The organism is Mycobacterium sp. OTB74, from assembly GCF_029892685.1.
Classification (GTDB): domain Bacteria; phylum Actinomycetota; class Actinomycetes; order Mycobacteriales; family Mycobacteriaceae; genus Mycobacterium.
On the sequence record NZ_JARXVD010000001.1, the window covers coordinates 30,703 to 47,827 of the forward strand.

The following is a 17,125-nucleotide window of genomic DNA, read 5'->3' on the forward strand; positions in this document are numbered from 1 at the left end:
AAGTTCACAGTGCGCTGGACGGACCGACCGTCTCGGTCTGTGTACCGATGTACAACAACAGCGCCACGATCGCACGATGTCTACGCAGCATTTTGGATCAGGACGGCGTCGAGTTCGAAATCGTAGTGGTTGACGATGATTCGTCCGATGACAGCGTTGCCATCGCTGCAAAGATGCTCAGACTGGGAGACCGGCTAGTCCGCAATCAGCCTCGGTTGGGCCTTGCCCCGAACCATAATAGATGTTTGGAACTCGCGCGTGGGACGTGTATCCAGTTCGTCCACGCCGATGACTGGTTGCTTCCCGACGCTCTGAGGCGACTTAGCCGATGTTTCGATGATCCAACCATCGGAATGGCTTTCGCGCCCCGGCACGTTCAGACAGATAACCTCGCATGGAAAGCGGCATATGCTACACCACACGCCCATTTCACCAAACTGCGCGAATACAATGAGGGTCGGTCACTGGTCACCCAAATGGCACTCCGAGGACTATCTGATAATTGGATTGGTGAACCTACATCGGTAATGTTTCGGCGGCGGCTAGCCTTGGAAATTGGTGGGTTTCGCCACGACATCTATCAACTCCTCGATCTCGACTTCTGGATACGCTTGATGCTCAGATCGAGAGTCCGTTTCCTTCCTGAAGAACTGTCGGTGCGGAATCACACGATGGCGTCGGAATCGATACGCAATTGGACCAGTCGGCGCGACTGGCTCGATCGACTGCGCGTTCTGACGTGGATCGCCGCGGATCCCTCGTCATCCACTGGTTTGCGGATCATCGCAGGGTTGTGGTGGCTACCCGTGTGGGTGAGGTTGGGGCTACGTGTTATGCGGCACCGACCCCAACGGTGGTCGCGCATGAAAATCCTCGCACAGGCCCCGTTTCGCGAGTTTGTGCTTGCGCGACGATTGCGCAGTCGCCTCACCGCCGGTGCCGATCACCTGCCCCCCCTACCGCTGGACTCACCTCCCACCCTGTAAGCGAAGGAATCCGTAAGGAATTGGTGGTCACCGGAACTCGAGGCGCAGTTCCTACTGCTGGTCCGCGCAGGCTACCACCGTGAAGTTGCCGACCCCGTACCCGTCTGAACCAGGATCGATGGGTTGTCCCTCATCGGTGTAGATCACCTCTGCGCGCAATCCCGCGGCGGACAACGTCGAGCACAGGTCGGGCAACGTCGTGAAATGTATGACCAAATCAAAATCATGCGGAGAGAACCGTCCCATCGCCCAGTCTCCGTGGTCTTCGACTTGCCGACGTCCTTTCCACCAATTCCAGGGTGCCCGTACCAACCCGATCGGATTCAGCAATCGTCGGCCGAATGCGATTACTGCTGCGCGCAACGAGAACTTGAAAGGGAGGGTCGGGCGGCGTAACTGAAACGGATGTTCCTCATACCATGGGCCAAGCTTGTTCATCGTCGAGAAGACGATCAAGCCGCCAGGAGCAAGCACACTCGCGAACTCAGAAAGAATGAGCTCTCGATCCTCGTGCGAGACGGCGTCGATGGCGTTGTTGCTGAACACGATCAGCCCAAACTTCTCACCCCTGAAGTGCGACAGGTCGCGGGCATCGAGACATAAACACGGCACCTCGGGGTAGTTGCGTGCGAACTCGGTCACCATTGGCTGTGCATAGTCGATGGCGACATAGTTGTCGCTTGCCATCAGCAACAGTGCGGTGGTGCGGCCGGTGCCGACCCCGACATCGAGTATCGGAAGCCCCCGCGTCCTCGATGCAGCTCGCAAGAACGCCGCCCGCTCACCTGCATTTAAGAAGCCTCGGTCTTTGTCGAAAATCTCAACGTATTCGTCGACTACACGCTCGCTTGAAAATGTAGCCAGATTATTTTCGTTCGCGGTCATTCCGGGTGACAATCCTCTCCGTGGAAGTTTGGCGCAGATGACTGAATACGGGGCGATTTTCTGGCACAACTAGGGTGATATTTCAACTCCGCAGGTACGTGGCCAGTAGGCTGAGATGCGCGACTCGCTTCTGATTCACGAGGAGGAAGCTGGCGCAAATTCCCTGTCGATCTGTCAATCATTCGTCGCACCAGACGATTGGGGAATGCTGTCAGACCGCGAGTCGGCCGCTACAGGGAGTATGACGTTGCGGACCGCCGCCACCATCACTGAGTGATGGGCGGCGTGATCGCCGGCGGGTGGGGCGAGCAGGCGGGGCGGGTGGGAAGTCGACCGCAGTCGGTCCATCGCCGCCGGACCGCCACGGACAAGGAACCCTTCCGCATCCTCGGGGCATACGATCAACGTCGCGTCGGTGCCACGCCGGGCAAGCGGAGCCAGAATGCGTTCTGGCACATAGGCGAGTCCAACCTGGCTGGACATCCACAAGAAGGGCCGCGGAACACGCTGGTGCATAAAATTCTTCGTCCGCCGCCGAGCGACGTTCAACAAGGGCTTTAAGCGCGTCACGGCCGATCTGAATCCGGCGCCATCGACACCGTCGGTGTGGTTGTCCGTTCGGGCAGCCCTGTTGGCAAGCATCGCTTGTTGGCGCGAACGCCACTCCCACAGCAGCGTCGAAACAGCCCGCCAATTCCAAACCGACAGATTGACCAAGACAGCCGACCCAGCACCGACTTTGAGTGCCGTATGAGCGGCATACCACGCCCCCGAACAAGTACCTACGAGCTGGAGGGTACTGGCATCGCGGCAAGCGTGTCTGGCCACCGCGATCGACTCGGTGATACCACTTTTGGTGTATGTGCGGCGCCAGGCGCCCCGGTTGACCGGGCCCGATAGACCCAACCCTGTCGGATCCCAGCGCAGCGCCTGCGAACCCGCCGTCGCAATCCGACGAGACAATTCGACCCACTCCCGATTGGGTCCCACGTGGGAGTCATTGGACGTCACAAAGAAAACCACGGTCTTCGTGGGCACGGTATTCTTTTCGATACCTGTGGTGCGGATAGCGAAAAGTCCGTTCGGTTCGATTCGTTCGATACTCTCGACAACGTTGGCCCCGTTGTCTTCGGCCGGCATTATCACCGTTGTCAGATACCGAGGTACCACTTCATGCGTTGACGTGGATGTATTTTTGTCGATCCACCCGGTGATGGAATCGATCGCGTCGAACGGGACCGGCAGCAACACGTCCCTTGGCTTGTCGCATTCCTGCAGCAGGCTGGAAGTGACCACGTCGACTCCCTCGGCTGAGGCCAAGGCGGTAAGACGCTTGTCCGTTTCGCCGGGACGGCCCAGAAGCAGGACGTGGTCGACGCCGTCCGCGCGTACCGGATCAGCACTCATCTGCAGCGCGGAGAATTCGGCGGCGGCCCGATCACTGAATCGGCCGCCGATGACAGACACCTCTCCGGGAATCTGGGCGTCCTCGCCGATTGACAACCGGTGCAGCGCAGCATGTTCGCGTATATAGCGCCTACCCGTTCCCACCGGATCGAGGTACACGGCGTGTTTAACCGATGAGGATCGGGTCAGGTACGCATCGAGGATAAGGCAGCCCGCCCGTATGCCAACAGCCGTAATCGTTGCCGCCCCAATCTGGATGAGGTAGTCGACCGCGTGACCAACGCTCGCCTTCCAATTGGACACCGCGTCATCACGTACCTGGCTATAGGCAGAATCACCGAACCCCAGGTAATCGAAACGGAGCACACCGAATCCGCGCAGAGCCAAGTCCTCGGCCAGAATTCTCTCGATGCGGACAGTGTCGATCCCCTCTTTGCCGAGCGAACGACAGATCAGCACCCCGCCCCTGATTCGGTTGTCGGTCGGAAGATGAACCACACCGAACAAGGGCGAGTCGGACGGACCGAAAAATGTCGGTATTTCAGTCGTCGATGGCATGTTTCGCTCGCTCCAGATCCACGTGTGTCTATTCGCAGGTGTGTACTCCCAACCAGCTAGTGCTGGAAACAGCGATTTACTTTACTTCCGGCGTGTTGACCTGCATACCCATAGCCGCCCGAACAGATGACGGCCACGAATCGGGATCGAACCCATGAGTCCGGACAAGTCCCAGCGCTATGCGCTCCACTCCGAATCCGACACACGCACTGTGGGCAACGGCCCCATCCGGAGTTTTCAAACCGAACGTCGAACCAAAATGATCGCGATGGCAGTTGGACGAAACGACCGCCGTGCCCTCGTCGAGATCCCCGTACAGCCGGACGGTCAGCTCGGTCTTGAGGTTTTCGTCCAGCTGGTTCGTGGCGAGCATCGCGCCGGCGCGGCCGAAGAACGGGTCATTCGCAGCAACGGCCGTAGCTGCGAGGCCCAGTTCGTCCATTACCTCCAAGCCGCACCGCACCCATAGGTCGCGGTGGGCTTCTGCTTGTTCGGGGGTGCCCACCATGACATATTCGTGTTGGCGAAACGCCTGCATCCGCGCTGGATCGATGGCCGGCTCGTGACGGAAACAGTAGCCGTAGACGTCCAGCAGCGCGCCCTCTTCCGGAAGCACCGAAGGCAAGGTGGAGTAGCACGGATGGCACGCCGACGAGACCAGCATGGTTCCCGCCGCAACCAGGTGCTTGTCCCATGGCCGTCCGGCATCACGATCGGCGAGCAGCGCGCGATGATCTTTGTTGTCGCCGGTAAAGGTCGAAATAGCACCGGTCAGATTGGGAAATGAGGCGATGTAGTCGGTGAGCTCAAAGGCCTCGCGCGTGAAGACCGGAGGGAACCTCAAGCAGGTCGGCGGATCCGGATAGACTTCGCGACCTTTTCGGTAGACCGCATTGTCGATACCTTCGATAATCCGCTCGAAAACGCCGCTACGTCCGTAGAGGCCGTCGATGCCCATGGGCACCAGAAGTCTCGCTTCGACGAGTTCGTCGCGAAATCGACGCCTCGCCAGCTCAAGCGAATCGGCTTGAACTTCCCCGGTAGTGCTCAACACCATCCCCTTATCCGCGGTGCATCAGAACGAGTTGTGAATTGTTCGCCCGAATTCTGTCATTGGACACCATGAGTTGCGGCGCGAATGAATCACGCAACAGCCGCCCCATGGACAAAGGGTGGTCTTCGCGATAACCGTTGATCCCGATGAGCTGCAGAGCGCCAGTCACGATATCGACCACGGCAGTAGATGAAGCCAGCTTCAGATTGTTCATCGCGATGGCGAAGCCCACCGTAGGTTCGGAATGATCGGAGTTCAGGAAGCTTTCGTAGCGGTTGACCTCGCGCATCACCACCGCCTCGAGACTCTGATGTTTGACGATCAGATCGGCCAATTTCGCAGCCTGGGGAACCCCCTGGCTGCCGCCCTTCCGGACCGCGTCCCGAGTGGCCTTGCGAGCCTTGTGAACCGCGGCGTCGGCGATTCCGAGCCATACCGACGACCACAGCGTGTGCGAGACCGGCAGCTGAGTGGTCTCGGAAATTTTGGCGAACTCGACCGCTACGACATTGTCGGCCGAGGTTCGGGTCTTGAGAATGTAGCCAGGACTGCAGGTACCGCGGAACCCCAGCACATCCCATGGTTTGGTCATCTCGAGCACGGTCTCGCCTATCGGGCACACGACAAGTACCTGATCGTTGGGTGGGCTGTCCGGTCCGCGGCGAGCGGTTGTACAGATGTAGTCGGCGTACTCGGCGTACGAGATGACCGGGGCGTTCTTTTCCAGAACGATGCGGTCGCCGTCGCTGATCACCGCGCAGGTCGACGACCGGACGTCACCTCCGGTCGTTAGCTCTGTAGTTGCCGACGCAAGCAGGGCTTCGTCGGCAGCAATCTTTGCGGTGACATGCGAGTTGGGTCCGCTACTTGCGTGGTGGGCGAGCGACAGCGCTTGCGCATGGTGCATCGCGAACACCATTCCGGCCGAACTGCAAGCCCCTCCGAGCGCTCTGGCGATGACCGCCAATTCGGATATGGCAGCTTCACGGCCCCCTAGCGCAACCGGAAGCGAACACGACAGCAACTTCGCCTCTTTGACGAGACCGATTGCTTCTGAAGGGAATCGGGACTTCCGATCGACATCGTCGGCAGCGTCGGCAGCGGCCTTGACAGCTTCAGGCACACCGGGCATTGACGCGACGGCCGTAGCGAATGGAACGGTATCGCTGATCATGCGCCAACTCTCTTTGTAGCCAGGCGGGTTACCGCGGTGATGTCAGCATGCCAGTGAGCGCCGCCAGATGTACAGAGGCTGGACCCTGTACACACATAGCTAACATGTGTACGTTAGCTGTACGCTGTCGCGCGACGCAACAGTGTATAAAGCGCGAAACCGCTGATTTGAGTTTAAACTGGGCCAAGTTTTTTAGGCAGAGAGTTGAGGGCCAACGCCATGCAAGACCAGATTCGTGAAGTCCTGGCTGCTCATGGCCGGATGGCGGTGGATCCTCACCAGGTCGACGTCCAGGCAGACCTCTACGAGCTCGGGCTGACGTCCCATGCATCGGTAAATGTGATGCTCGCGCTTGAGGATGCATTCGATATCGAATTCCCCGACGACGTGCTCAAGAAGTCCACCTTCGCTTCGGTGAAGAACATCGAGCAGGTAGTCCAAGGCCTAGCCGAGTCATCTGCGTGATCCCGAGCGCGGTAGCCGGCAATCTGCCTGAGCCTGTCCTCCGTATACCCGTCGGGCCCGCTGATTACCGTCCGCACTTCAGTCACGCGGGCGACCGGATTTGGCCTGAAACCAATTGCTACCTAGATCTCTGGATAGAGACACTGCACGCTCTTGGGCTGGACCCGGTTCCTGCTTTCGCTTGTGCCCTCTCCGCTGACCACGACGCCCTCCAGTGGACATTCCTCAAGCAGCAGCCGGAAGACCTTCGCCGGCTCTACGGCTTGGAAGTCGCCGAGGATGTCGTGTGGATGCCGCTGTTGGAAACGATCGAATCGGGCCCGTCGCGCGGAGTTCTTCACACTGTCGAAGTTGATAGCTGGTGGTTACCAGACACTGCCGGCACCGCTTATCACGCCGACCATGTGAAGACGTCCATCGTTCCGACCGAGGTCGACCGGGAGCTCCGCCGCATGTGGTACATCCACGGGGCGGGTCTGCACGAACTCAGTGGCGACGATTTCGACGGGGTGTTCGGACTCAGCGAGGGGACCGAAATTGTCCTGCCGCCCTACACCGAGCAGATCACCTCGCACCCGGGTCGGATCGAAACGGGGGCGCTGGTCAGTATCACCAGGGAGCATCTCGCCCGGCGGGCGGAGGGCAACCCTGTCGAACGGTTGGCTGCGGGCGTGGACAAGGCCACGGAATGGTTGCCGAGCGCCGGTATCGAGGTGTTCCACGCATGGGCGTTCGCCACGCTGCGGCAGTGCGGAGCGACCGCTGAGGTCGCCGCAGATTTCGCGGCTTGCCTGGACACGGAGTGTGCGGGCGCGGGAGGCGCCGCGGAACACTTTCTAGCCGTTTCGTCAGGTGCGAAGGCCGTGCAGTTCAAGATGGCGCGTGTTGCCAACGGTCGGAAGGTGGATGTCCGACCAGTCCTCGATGAAATGGCCGATTCCTGGCAGACGGCGATGGACGTTATAAGCTCGGCCGCGAGCTAGCGATGTTCAGCCAGTGGCGCGTTGTCAGAAGCTTGCCCGGCGCTTACTCGCGACCCGACGAGCTCGAGGATCAATGGGAAAGCGCTGCGGTACTTGATGTTCCGGCACCTGTTGCCACCATTGCGGGCACCGAAGCAGGCGAGGACATCGACGACTTCGACTGGTGGCACCACTGTTACGTCGAGACCGACGAGCCGGTCTGTATCGAGTTCCAGGGCCTGACCTTCCCGGCATCGGTATTCGTGGACGGGAGTCTGGTCGCCGAATGCGAATCGATGTTTCTGCCGGTACGTTGCGAACTTGAGAGCGGCCGCCACGAAATATGTGTGTACTTCCGGTCTTTGAACGCATGGCTGCGCACTCGGCGCCCACGCGGTCGATGGCGTTCGAGTCTGGTGAGCGCTGCCGGTATGCGCTGGGCTCGCACGACGCTTTTGGGCCGTGCCCCCATCTATGGAAATCTGCCAGCACCCGTCGGCTTCTGGCGTCCGATTGTCGCGACGCCCAGGGCGCTGACTGCAGACTTCAGAATCATTGCCGATCCGGTGACCGGTGCTGTTGAAATCAACGGTGTCATGCGAACTTTGGCTGAAGTTCGGGTCGACATTTCGGTACATGATCCCGCCGGTGTGGAGATTGCCGCCGGTTCCTGCCTGACGTCAGGCGGGGCGTTCAATTTCACGGTGCGCGTGAGCGATCCGCAGTTGTGGTGGCCCCACGGCTACGGGCCGCAGGACCTCTACGGTGTGACAATCCGTGTCGGCGAACATGTCATTGGCGATCGTCGGATTGGTTTTCGGTCGGTCTCCGAGGTATCTGACGACGGCGGCTTCGGGCTTCGGATCAACGGCGTTCCCGTTTTCTGCCGCGGAGTCACGTGGTCACCTCCCGATCCTGTCCGGCTTGGCGTTGACGCGGCCACCATGCGAGCACACCTCGAAGCGTTCGCCGAGGCGGGCGCGAATATCGTCCGAGTGGTCGGCGGCTTGGTGTATGAGCAGACCGAATTCTGGGAGCAGTGCGCCGAGTTAGGCCTAATGGTCTGGCAGGACGCCATGCAAGCCACTTTCGATCCGTCCACAGAAGTGTCAGAACTGATCGTTCGAGAGATTGCCGAATTGCTTGACTCTGTTTCGGGCAATCCTGCTCTGACGGTGGTGAGCGGAGGAAGCGAAACGCTCCAGCGACCGGAGATGCTCGGGATCGAGCAGGGCGAGTTCGCGATGCCGGTGATCGACGCTCTGCTGCCCCAAACGGTGGCGGCCCGATCGGATGTTCCCTACGTCCGTGCCAGTCCCGCGCCTCCTGCCGGCGCGCGTGATTTCGCGATCCGGCCCGATACGGGAAATGCACACTGGTTTGGGGTCGGCGGGTATATGCGGTCGGTGTCCGACGTCCGTTCTGCGGGCGTGAGGTTCGCTGCAGAATGCCTGGCCTTTGCCAATCCGCCGTCCCCTGCGGCGGTCGAAAAGTACTTCGGGTCGGCGGCAGTGGCTGGACATCATCCTGACTGGAAAGCCGAGATTCCGCGCGACCGTGGGGCCTCATGGGATTTCGAAGACGTCCGGGACTTCTACGTTCGAGATGTATTCGGCGAAGATCCGCTCGCAGTCAGACGCGTTGATCCTGAGCGGTATCTGGAGTTGGGCAGGCTCGCGATCGCAGAAGCGATGCTTCGCTGTTTCGCTTTCTGGCGCAACGCCAAATCAGGATGCTCCGGAGCGATTGTGCTGGCCGGCAAGGATCTGCGACCCGGTGCCGGGTGGGGACTGATGGATGTGGACGGTGACGCGAAAGTCGCCATGAAAGCACTCCGCAGAGTCTGGGCGCCAGTGTCGGTGATCTTGACCGACGCCGGCCATTCCGGCATCCGGATCGACCTGCACAACGACACCCCCGAAACACTGGCTGGCGAACTCATGTTGGCTGGGACCAACTTCCTGGGTCAGGGGGCTGTCGAGGCAAAACGTGGGGTCACCGTGCCAGCTCGTTCTTCGGTGACATATTTCGATTCGGATATCTCGGGCATCTTCCGAGATCTCTCACATGCATTCAAATTCGGTCAGCCGACGGCCGACGCCATCGAAGCGGTCGTCCAATTCGACGGGATACCGTGGACCATTCGCGATGCGCTGATCGTCAATCCGCGCCCTGCACAAGCCAATTCGGGTATCTGTGCGACGGCCAGTCCCAGCGACGACTCTAACTGGGAACTCGAGATATCGTCCAAGGTCGCGCTTCGGTATGTGTCTATCGACTCGCCGGGCTGGACGCCGTCGGACAACTACTTTCATCTCCCCGCGGCGTTGCCCTACCGCGTTCGCCTGCAGCGGGCAGATCACGAGGTCGCCGTCCCACGCGGGAAGGTCGCTTCGATCGATTGCTTTGAGACCGCGACAATTACGGCGAGTTTGTGATCATCCCGCCTGAGGTCGATGGACGCTACGTCCGCGTCGGATGCGACGTTGTGGCCATTGCGGACATTCAGGAGTCGGTCGCGCTTTTTGGGGATCGATACCTGCGCAAAGTGTTTACGGCCAGCGAAATACAGGCGTGTCAAGGTCACAACCGGGTGCAGAGATTGGCAGCCCGGTTCGCGGCCAAAGAAGCGGTGATCAAAGCATTCGCAGAACCCGAAATGTCTTTTGCCCTACCAGAGATCGAAGTAACACAGAATGGCCCGCTGCCTCTACTAAACCTGAGCGGCTCAGTGGCCGAAGGGGCTAAGCGCCAACACTGGCTCACAACATCTTTATCGCTCTCGCATGCCGATTGCCACGCGATGGCTGTCGTGGTGGTGGTGTGCAATTAAGCAGAACTGGAGTAGCGGTCTCAGGCTTTCGCGGGCGGCAAACGGGTCACTGGCAGAACGATGCGAGCCATGGCTTCTGCGTGAGGTTCCGTGGGCTCGCGGAGTCGTCGGAGTTGTCGACCGAACCCGGTGTTGCAGCCGTAGATCGGAATCATCGGGGAGCTGGCGTGTCCCTGTGACTGAAACCGTGAGTTTGCTTCTGCAACAAGCGGACCGACCGTGGTTGGTGCGGAAGCTCATCAGCGACGATGCACCGCCGGCGATAACGGAGTGCCGAAGGAATCGTCGTCATCCTGGCCCGGACCTACACGGTGTCGTGTTCTCGGTGGTCTCCGGAGTTAGTCATCGCAGGTATGCGCCCGGCACGCCGCGGTTTCCCACGGGCTCTAGGCTACGGTGATCGAATGGAAGGATGGGAGGGTGAGCGATTGGCGGAGATCCATTTTTTCGAGCCAACCGGCTACGGCGGCATATTCCAGCACACTTGTCGTATTGCGGAATGTTTGAGCCAAACCGGCAGGCGGGTCGTGCTTCACACTGGCCATCAGCACGAGAACGTAACGCTCGAAGGCGTAGATGTATGCGCATGCTCATGGTGGCCACGTTCCACTACCCGTTCACCGATTCGGAACCTTTCTCGTCGCGTCCTCGTTTTCATTCGGCTAGTCTCGAGTTCCCTACCTCATCTGCTTAAATCCGTGCCGAGAAAGTCAATCCTGCATATTCAAGGAATCGCACCTACGGGAGCCATCAACTGGCTCATCATGGGAACGTTCCGCTTGACGGGCCGTCGAGTCGCATATTCTCCGCATGACACATTCTCTCGTCGCGTCGGCATGATGCGCGCAATCGAAAATGTACTTCTGCGAGTTGCGTATCGGCCAGCGCACGCGATCATGGTCTTTAGTGAGGCGGATAGGCAGAGCGTTGCGGCTCGTGGAGCTCCAGTGTATCTCTCACCAATGCCCCAGCTGGTACCAAAACCATCGGCTGAAGAAGAACTCAACTGGCGTCGAGAATGGCATGCCGAGAATAGCGGTGACCAAGTTGTTCTGGTGGCGGGCTTCATTCGTCCCGAGCGCCGATTGGACCTGCTGATCGAAAGTGCCAGAAGCTGGCCGAAAGGACGCCGTCTTGCAGTCGTAGGGCCCGACTGGGGCGACTGGGCCCGATGTTCCGATTTGGCACAGTCTTACAACGTCGACATTGTGGCACGGGTGGAATTCCTCGAATTGGACCAGTTTGCCGCCGCCATCGCCGCGGCCGATCTGGTGGTCGTCCCATCCGATATTGCAAGCCAGAGCGGGGTTCTGGCTCTCGCACGTGAACTCGGGACGCCAACGATCGCCACGAATGTCGGCGGCTTGGCCGAGCTCGCCTCACGCACCTTCACGGCCGGCGACGTTGCTGATCTGACGCGAGCGATTCAGGCGGAATTTGATGAGCCTTCCCACGTCGAACAGGTCGCCATTGAAACGGAGGCCGTCGAGAGCCACTTGCGCGCCTACGAGCAATAGCTGGGACCCCTGCATAGCGACGACGCGAGAGGACGACTGATCCAATCAAATGGCTTGAGCAATTTATTTCACAGTTAGCTGTTTCAATTCGCTCTGTAGTCGCTCACACACAATAAACAGCCTTTCACTTGCCGCGTTTACATCGTGACCGCCGAATGCCTGTGTGCTACCCGACCGTCTGAGCTAACATCCAGGAAAGACATGACTACCCTGTCGGCGTCTGGTGCAATGTCCCTACTAGCGGAGGCGCCAGTACCGGCAGGATGCCAAAGAAAGCCTACTGCGTGAAGAAAATATTTATCGTCGCTCCAGGCACCTCCGTGTCCGGAGGGCCGGAGGTCTTGCATCAGCTTTGCGCTGCACTCAACGAAGACGGTCGCCGAGCATGGATGCTGTACTACCCGACTGATAGGTCCTACGAGGTACCTGTTCCGTTCAGGCGTTACAACGTGAGCACAGCAAGAATAAAAGATGTCGAACCTGATTCGATCGTTGTTCTGCCGGAGACATGCGCCCATCTGATAGGCCGGTTTCGCAAAGCTCAAATCTATTTCTGGTGGCTAAGTGTCGACTACTTCTTCATCTCGGCAGAACACACACGTGTGGGGAAGCGGATCGGCGGTGCACGTCTTGCAAAAATCCGACTCTGGCGTGTACGACGATACGTGCGCCGCCACCTTTTCCAAAGCGAATATGCGCGCGCCTTTTTAGAGACGAACTCACTGGCTCCTACGTCCAGCCTGGGCGATTATCTGGCCGAGGAGTACGTCGAAGCCGCAGCGAAACCGCGCATTGGGCCGCGCGAAAATATCCTGGTCTACAACCCTGCGAAGGGCGAGGAGCAAACGGCCGCAATTCTTCGGGCACTCGAAGAGAGTGGCCGCCCCATGCCAACTGTTGTGCCTTTGACAGGTATGACGCGCGGTGAGATTTGCGATCTGCTGGGACGGGCTAAAGTCTATATCGATTTCGGGAGCCATCCCGGGAAAGACAGGATTCCTCGGGAGGCAGCTGCACTCGGCACCTGTGTTCTGACCAATCGCAGGGGAAGCGCTGCGAACTCAATCGACCTTCCCCTACCGGACGAGTTGAAGATTGATGACCATAATCCTGAGTTCGCGACCATCGCGGCCGAGAAGATTCACCAGTTGATGGACGATTACAAATTTAATGCTTCGCAGCTCGATGCCTATCGGCATTCGATCGCGCTCGAACCCGCAGCATTTCTGCATGACGTGCGATCCGCGTTCCCAACGAACTCATAATGCCCAACCTTCGTCAGCTATACGCTAATGCCAAGTCACGGTCGGCACGCAATGTACTCTATGTCGGTGCGACGCAAGCCGTCACGTTGCTCATCCCACTCATTACCCTGCCGTGGCTGCTTCGAGTATTGCGACCCGAGGCTTATGGTGCATATGCACTAGCACTCGCATTCGGCTCATACGCTCTAATCGTCGTCGATTTCGGCTTCTATCTGACAGCCACTCAGCGGATCGCCCAAATTCGTGATGACCGGGAAGAACTCACACGATACTTTTGGGCAGTGCAATCGGCGAGGTTTCTGTTGGCGGTCATCGCAATAATCGTATCCATAGGCGTCATCTTGTCGGTGGCACGATTTCGTTCCATAGCCGACGTGATGCTGGCAAGCCTGGCTGGTGTCCTGGGCACCCTACTGTTTCCAATGTGGCTATACCTCGGCCTCGAACGAATGCGGACCGTATCGATTGTTAATATCGTTTCGCGGCTATTTGGAATAGCGCCGATTTTTCTTTTCGTGCGTTCCCCGAACGATGCTGCACTGGCAGTTTGGATTAACTCAGGGACCGCTATCATAGCCGGTCTGATATCGTGCTACTTGATTGTCCGTTACGACCTTGTCGGGCGGTTCGCGCTACCTCGCGTTGCTGAAATAGTCGACGTCAGCAGAGACGCCTTGCCGATATTTATATCGGGTAGCGCATTCAGTCTCTACTCTACGAGTAACGCAATTATTCTAGGCATCGTGCGAGATACCTACCAAGTGGGTCTGTTCAATGCCGCCGACAAGATCAGAAACGCATCCATCCTTCCGATCAATTCTATTTCGTCAGTATTTTATCCTCGGGTAAGCAGACTAATGGTTGAGAATCGCCGGCAAGCTGTACGGATGATCGTGAATTTGACGTTCGGCCTGGGTGCCTGCATGGGCTGCGTTTCCCTATTTCTATTCTTTGGAGCTCCCATGATTGTTCAGATTGTCATGGGACACGACTTCCGCGAGTCGGTACCGGTACTGAGGGTACTCGCCGTTGTACCTCTGCTCGTGGGTATCACAACCGTGCTCGGTACCATAGCGATGCTCAACCTCAACATGAAGAAACAGTACTCGTGGATGGTTGTATCCGGTGGCCTTGTGAACGTCCCACTTCTCATATTTCTCAGCGCGCTGTACGGCGCAACAGGCGCTGCCATCTCGCTGGCAATCACCGAGATATTGGTTACATTGCTGACTATCTTGATGCTTTTTCGAAGGGGCTTCTTCAAGGAGGTTTTCCGGCTGTATCGGAGCTGAGGGCGTCGGACTCGCTCAACAAGCGGGATCCAATAATGCTTTGACGTAACCTGCTGTCTGATACGGGTACTCGTATATCCACCTCGCGAGCGACGGCTGCGGCCCACTGGCGACCATGATCAGTTGGGCATGCAAGCATTGCTGAAGGATGAATCTAGCGCGCGAAATCTGCGGCGTGAAGGTTACGACGATGATACTGTGCCAATGATTCACTGTCGCAAGGTGATTCAACGCTTGCGTTTCGCCCGCGGTAGTGCGCGGGTTGGGAATAATGCAGTACAGTTTGTAATCGCGGTTGGGTTTCTTGCAGTAGTCGGTCAGCCACGGATCGTCGGGACCGATCGGATTCGATGCAACGACGTTGGGTGCCCACCCCTCGCTACCCAACTGAAAGCCGAGCACGTACCGATCGTACTTATAGCCGCCGAGAATCATGATCGCGTCGGCGTGCCGCAATTGATCGACCTGCGGATGAACGTATACCGGCAGGCCGGCGATTCCTGCCGCCAACACTAGGTTACTGACCAGTGCGATCCATCGAAGAAGACGATGTCTCCGCACAGCGATCCTGTCCGCCTCTCGATCGGCGATGCACTCGGGCTGTTGGCGCACTCTGAACATTCTTGGAATCACCTCTGGGGCCTCGCGGGGGATACCAGTGATCGGTTCTGCGACTATTCCTTCGCCTGCGGCCCCTAAAACGAAGATCCCATGCACTGATGTCTAGCGTGACTAACTGCACAGCGTGGAGCGGTTGGCTTGCAATTCGGCATTTTGGAGTTTGTCCCGGGTTTTGTAGAAGCTCTTCGTGGAAGTTGAGGTGGAGGTCCTCCGCTCCATGCCCTGTCGTGTGGTGGGTGTCGGGGGAGGACCACGCTGAAGATACATCAGCCAGAACAAGGGCGTGTGCGCGCGCTCGCGACCCCGGAGCGGGTCAGTGCGGCACGGGCGAGATTGCCGAGAACATGCCAGAGGACCTGCTGGTGTTGGCCGTGGGCGCGGGCCTGACCGCGCTGACGATCGACGGGGTGCACTTCGGCGAGTTGCACTGTGCGGTCGCGTTGGGTATCGGAATCGATGCGGAGAACCAGCTGGTGCTGCTGGTGGAGGGGTCTACCGAGAACGCCACCCTGGTCGTCTGCGGCGACAAGAGCAACTGGTGGCCGCCTACGCGCTGTGGGCCTTCACGCTGTTTGGTCACCCGGACTCCGACACCGATGGCCGGCGTGACTTGTGGATCACCGACGGCCTGCGACGACCACGATCGGCTGCCCGATAGCAGTGCGGAAGGCCTCCCGGACCGGCCATACCGCGACGAGGCATTGGCCGCACTCGGCGCCAAACATAGATCGAGGCGCGTTTTGCACTCGGGCACACTGCGAACCCCGGCATGCCCGACTATCCCGAGGAAAATGGGCAGGCAGGTCAAGAACCGCCTCGTTCGAATTTCGCGTGCAGCGCGTCCCACCCGTCGAGCAGCACGCGCGCAGAGAACCGGCACACGATGGCCACGACTGCCTCAAGAGGCCCCTTGAGGCGAAAGACTGCGAATATCGACCCGACCACCATCACCACCAAGACTTGAGGCATCAATCGTGGAGGGCCGATGTCGCGCCAAATGGCGGGCAAGAGCATTACGAGGTGCAAACTGTAAAGCGTTAGTGTCATCGCTCCCGCGCCGAACACAATCTCCCAGCCTCTGGCGAATCGGCGCGTTAGCAGCAAAGAAATGCCGATAACGGCCATCGCCAGGCCCCCACTTCGTACAAGGTCTAAGCTTGCGCCGGAGTGTGGTGCGTCCACCGCGAGCCACCACAAGGTGCCCGTTGGGGTTACACCACTGAGGCCCCTAGCCATGGTCGTCGAAAGCCCATCCCACGTGTGTATCCCCGGGCTCGGGGCATCGGACAGGAGCGCCGCGCGTGCCGCCGAGCTTCCGGTGAGGAATGCGGAAAGTAAAGCGGCTGTCACAGCTAACCCGCCACCCACCGCCGCCAACTGGGCTGCGACGTCGCGCCGCGTGAGGGCGAGCCGTCCGATTGCCATCCCGCATAGCAGATAGGCCAGCCACGTGAACGCCGGGTAGTCGCCAGTAAGGAGCAGGCGTTCGCCGATTCCCCCTATGGATAGACCGCCGAACCCACCCTCCGAAGAGGCTGGAAACTGATGACGCAAGGCGTAAGACAACGGCGGAGCAACTAGTGCCCAGATGGTCGCCCACAAGAAGAGTGCCCGTGAGCGCATCCCCAAGAAGGGGACGCCCAGCAGAAACAACACTCCGTAGTAGGGCAGGATCACGCCGACGCCTTCGCCCCCGACCTCAAGGCGGTCCAGCGCGAGGCCCCAGAGCAGGATCAACCCGGCGCGTACAACCAGCGCGATGGTCGCCCTCGTTCGGCGGCGTCCCGTCGCCGGAGTACCTCGGCCGGTGAGCAAAGAGATCGTGACGCCGGCGAGGACGGCGAACAGGGCCGATGAATTGCCGATGACGAGGCGGTGTTGCCACCCGATAGATGATGCGCCCGAGTGCGAGAGGAAAAAGACGTGGGCGGACATCATGCCAATGAGCGCCAAACAGCGTGCTACGTCGAGACCGGTGAGCCGGTCGTCGGCGTTCCGCCTTATCCAGTCGGGGAGCCGGGATGCACGTCCCCATCCGACCTCGCGATCGCGCGCGCGAACCGCCGGGAAAGCCAAGCGCATGGATCGTCCCTCCCAGCCTCCCAT

General features: G+C 59.3%; 14 protein-coding genes and 1 pseudogene. 9 read left to right on the forward strand and 6 right to left on the reverse strand.

The features are described from left to right. Nucleotides 1-14 precede the first annotated feature (14 nt). Nucleotides 15-986 (forward strand): glycosyltransferase, encoded by a 972-nt coding sequence (locus tag M2432_RS00165; protein ID WP_280825264.1) that lies wholly within the window; start codon nucleotides 15-17, stop codon nucleotides 984-986. Between the two features lie 51 nt (nucleotides 987-1,037). Here M2432_RS00165 and M2432_RS00170 read toward each other — a convergent pair whose 3' ends face one another. From M2432_RS00170 to M2432_RS00185, 4 genes are all read right to left on the reverse strand, one after another. Continuing rightward, nucleotides 1,038-1,871: a class I SAM-dependent methyltransferase gene (locus M2432_RS00170; RefSeq protein ID WP_280824725.1), complete on the reverse strand. Its 834-nt coding sequence runs from the start codon at nucleotides 1,869-1,871 to the stop codon at nucleotides 1,038-1,040. Between the two features lie 174 nt (nucleotides 1,872-2,045). After that, nucleotides 2,046-3,785: a hypothetical protein gene (locus M2432_RS00175; RefSeq protein ID WP_280824726.1), complete on the reverse strand. Its 1,740-nt coding sequence runs from the start codon at nucleotides 3,783-3,785 to the stop codon at nucleotides 2,046-2,048. Nucleotides 3,786-3,912: 127 nt separating this feature from the next. After that, nucleotides 3,913-4,890, reverse strand: coding sequence for an amino acid--[acyl-carrier-protein] ligase (locus M2432_RS00180; protein ID WP_280824727.1), 978 nt, complete (start codon nucleotides 4,888-4,890; stop codon nucleotides 3,913-3,915). A gap of 7 nt (nucleotides 4,891-4,897) precedes the next feature. Beyond that, nucleotides 4,898-6,064 carry an acyl-CoA dehydrogenase family protein gene (locus M2432_RS00185; RefSeq protein WP_280824728.1) on the reverse strand — a complete coding sequence of 389 codons (1,167 nt, stop codon included), beginning with the start codon at nucleotides 6,062-6,064 and terminating at the stop codon, nucleotides 4,898-4,900. A gap of 219 nt (nucleotides 6,065-6,283) precedes the next feature. On the opposite strand from M2432_RS00185, the gene M2432_RS00190 reads away from it, so the two are divergent. From M2432_RS00190 to M2432_RS00220, 7 genes are all read left to right on the forward strand, one after another. After that, complete coding sequence (locus M2432_RS00190; protein WP_280824729.1) at nucleotides 6,284-6,529, forward strand: acyl carrier protein; 246 nt, start codon at nucleotides 6,284-6,286, stop codon at nucleotides 6,527-6,529. After that, on the forward strand, nucleotides 6,526-7,512 hold the full coding sequence (locus M2432_RS00195) for a DUF1839 family protein (RefSeq protein ID WP_280824730.1): 987 nt from the start codon (nucleotides 6,526-6,528) through the stop codon (nucleotides 7,510-7,512). Before M2432_RS00190 ends, M2432_RS00195 begins: the two co-directional genes overlap by 4 nt. A gap of 2 nt (nucleotides 7,513-7,514) precedes the next feature. Continuing rightward, nucleotides 7,515-9,929, forward strand: a complete 2,415-nt coding sequence (locus M2432_RS00200; protein WP_280824731.1) for a hypothetical protein — start codon at nucleotides 7,515-7,517, stop codon at nucleotides 9,927-9,929. After that, nucleotides 9,926-10,324, forward strand: a complete 399-nt coding sequence (acpS, locus tag M2432_RS00205) for a holo-ACP synthase (RefSeq protein ID WP_280824732.1) — start codon at nucleotides 9,926-9,928, stop codon at nucleotides 10,322-10,324. Before M2432_RS00200 ends, acpS begins: the two co-directional genes overlap by 4 nt. A 947-nt stretch (nucleotides 10,325-11,271) precedes the next feature. Beyond that, on the forward strand, nucleotides 11,272-11,841 hold the full coding sequence (locus tag M2432_RS00210) for a glycosyltransferase (RefSeq protein WP_280824733.1): 570 nt from the start codon (nucleotides 11,272-11,274) through the stop codon (nucleotides 11,839-11,841). Nucleotides 11,842-12,104: 263 nt separating this feature from the next. Beyond that, a complete protein-coding gene (locus tag M2432_RS00215) occupies nucleotides 12,105-13,106 on the forward strand; it encodes a hypothetical protein (RefSeq protein ID WP_280824734.1) in 1,002 nt (333 codons plus the stop codon). Beyond that, nucleotides 13,106-14,398, forward strand: a complete 1,293-nt coding sequence (locus M2432_RS00220; RefSeq protein ID WP_280824735.1) for a flippase — start codon at nucleotides 13,106-13,108, stop codon at nucleotides 14,396-14,398. Before M2432_RS00215 ends, M2432_RS00220 begins: the two co-directional genes overlap by 1 nt. A gap of 15 nt (nucleotides 14,399-14,413) precedes the next feature. Here the strand turns inward: M2432_RS00220 and M2432_RS00225 are convergent, their stop codons facing one another. After that, complete coding sequence (locus M2432_RS00225; RefSeq protein WP_280824736.1) at nucleotides 14,414-15,019, reverse strand: hypothetical protein; 606 nt, start codon at nucleotides 15,017-15,019, stop codon at nucleotides 14,414-14,416. Nucleotides 15,020-15,402: 383 nt separating this feature from the next. Here M2432_RS00225 and M2432_RS27930 point away from each other — a divergent pair. After that, nucleotides 15,403-15,534 (forward strand): annotated as a pseudogene (locus M2432_RS27930) (IS256 family transposase); the annotation flags it as partial. A 289-nt stretch (nucleotides 15,535-15,823) separates the two neighbouring features. On the opposite strand, the gene M2432_RS00235 reads toward M2432_RS27930, so the two are convergent. Next, nucleotides 15,824-17,101 (reverse strand): heparan-alpha-glucosaminide N-acetyltransferase domain-containing protein, encoded by a 1,278-nt coding sequence (locus tag M2432_RS00235; RefSeq protein WP_280824737.1) that lies wholly within the window; start codon nucleotides 17,099-17,101, stop codon nucleotides 15,824-15,826. Between the last annotated feature and the right edge of the window lie 24 nt (nucleotides 17,102-17,125).

What these genes read in the sequence shown, in the direction of transcription:
- M2432_RS00170 (WP_280824725.1), bottom strand. Translation starts at nt 1,871, where the DNA reads ATGACCGCGAACGAAAATAATCTGGCTACATTTTCAAGCGAGCGTGTA.
- M2432_RS00185 (WP_280824728.1), bottom strand. Translation starts at nt 6,064, where the DNA reads ATGATCAGCGATACCGTTCCATTCGCTACGGCCGTCGCGTCAATGCCC.
- M2432_RS00190 (WP_280824729.1), top strand. Translation starts at nt 6,284, where the DNA reads ATGCAAGACCAGATTCGTGAAGTCCTGGCTGCTCATGGCCGGATGGCG.
- M2432_RS00200 (WP_280824731.1), top strand. Translation starts at nt 7,515, where the DNA reads ATGTTCAGCCAGTGGCGCGTTGTCAGAAGCTTGCCCGGCGCTTACTCG.
- M2432_RS00215 (WP_280824734.1), top strand. Translation starts at nt 12,105, where the DNA reads ATGCCAAAGAAAGCCTACTGCGTGAAGAAAATATTTATCGTCGCTCCA.
- M2432_RS00220 (WP_280824735.1), top strand. Translation starts at nt 13,106, where the DNA reads ATGCCCAACCTTCGTCAGCTATACGCTAATGCCAAGTCACGGTCGGCA.
- M2432_RS00225 (WP_280824736.1), bottom strand. Translation starts at nt 15,019, where the DNA reads ATGTTCAGAGTGCGCCAACAGCCCGAGTGCATCGCCGATCGAGAGGCG.
- M2432_RS00235 (WP_280824737.1), bottom strand. Translation starts at nt 17,101, where the DNA reads ATGCGCTTGGCTTTCCCGGCGGTTCGCGCGCGCGATCGCGAGGTCGGA.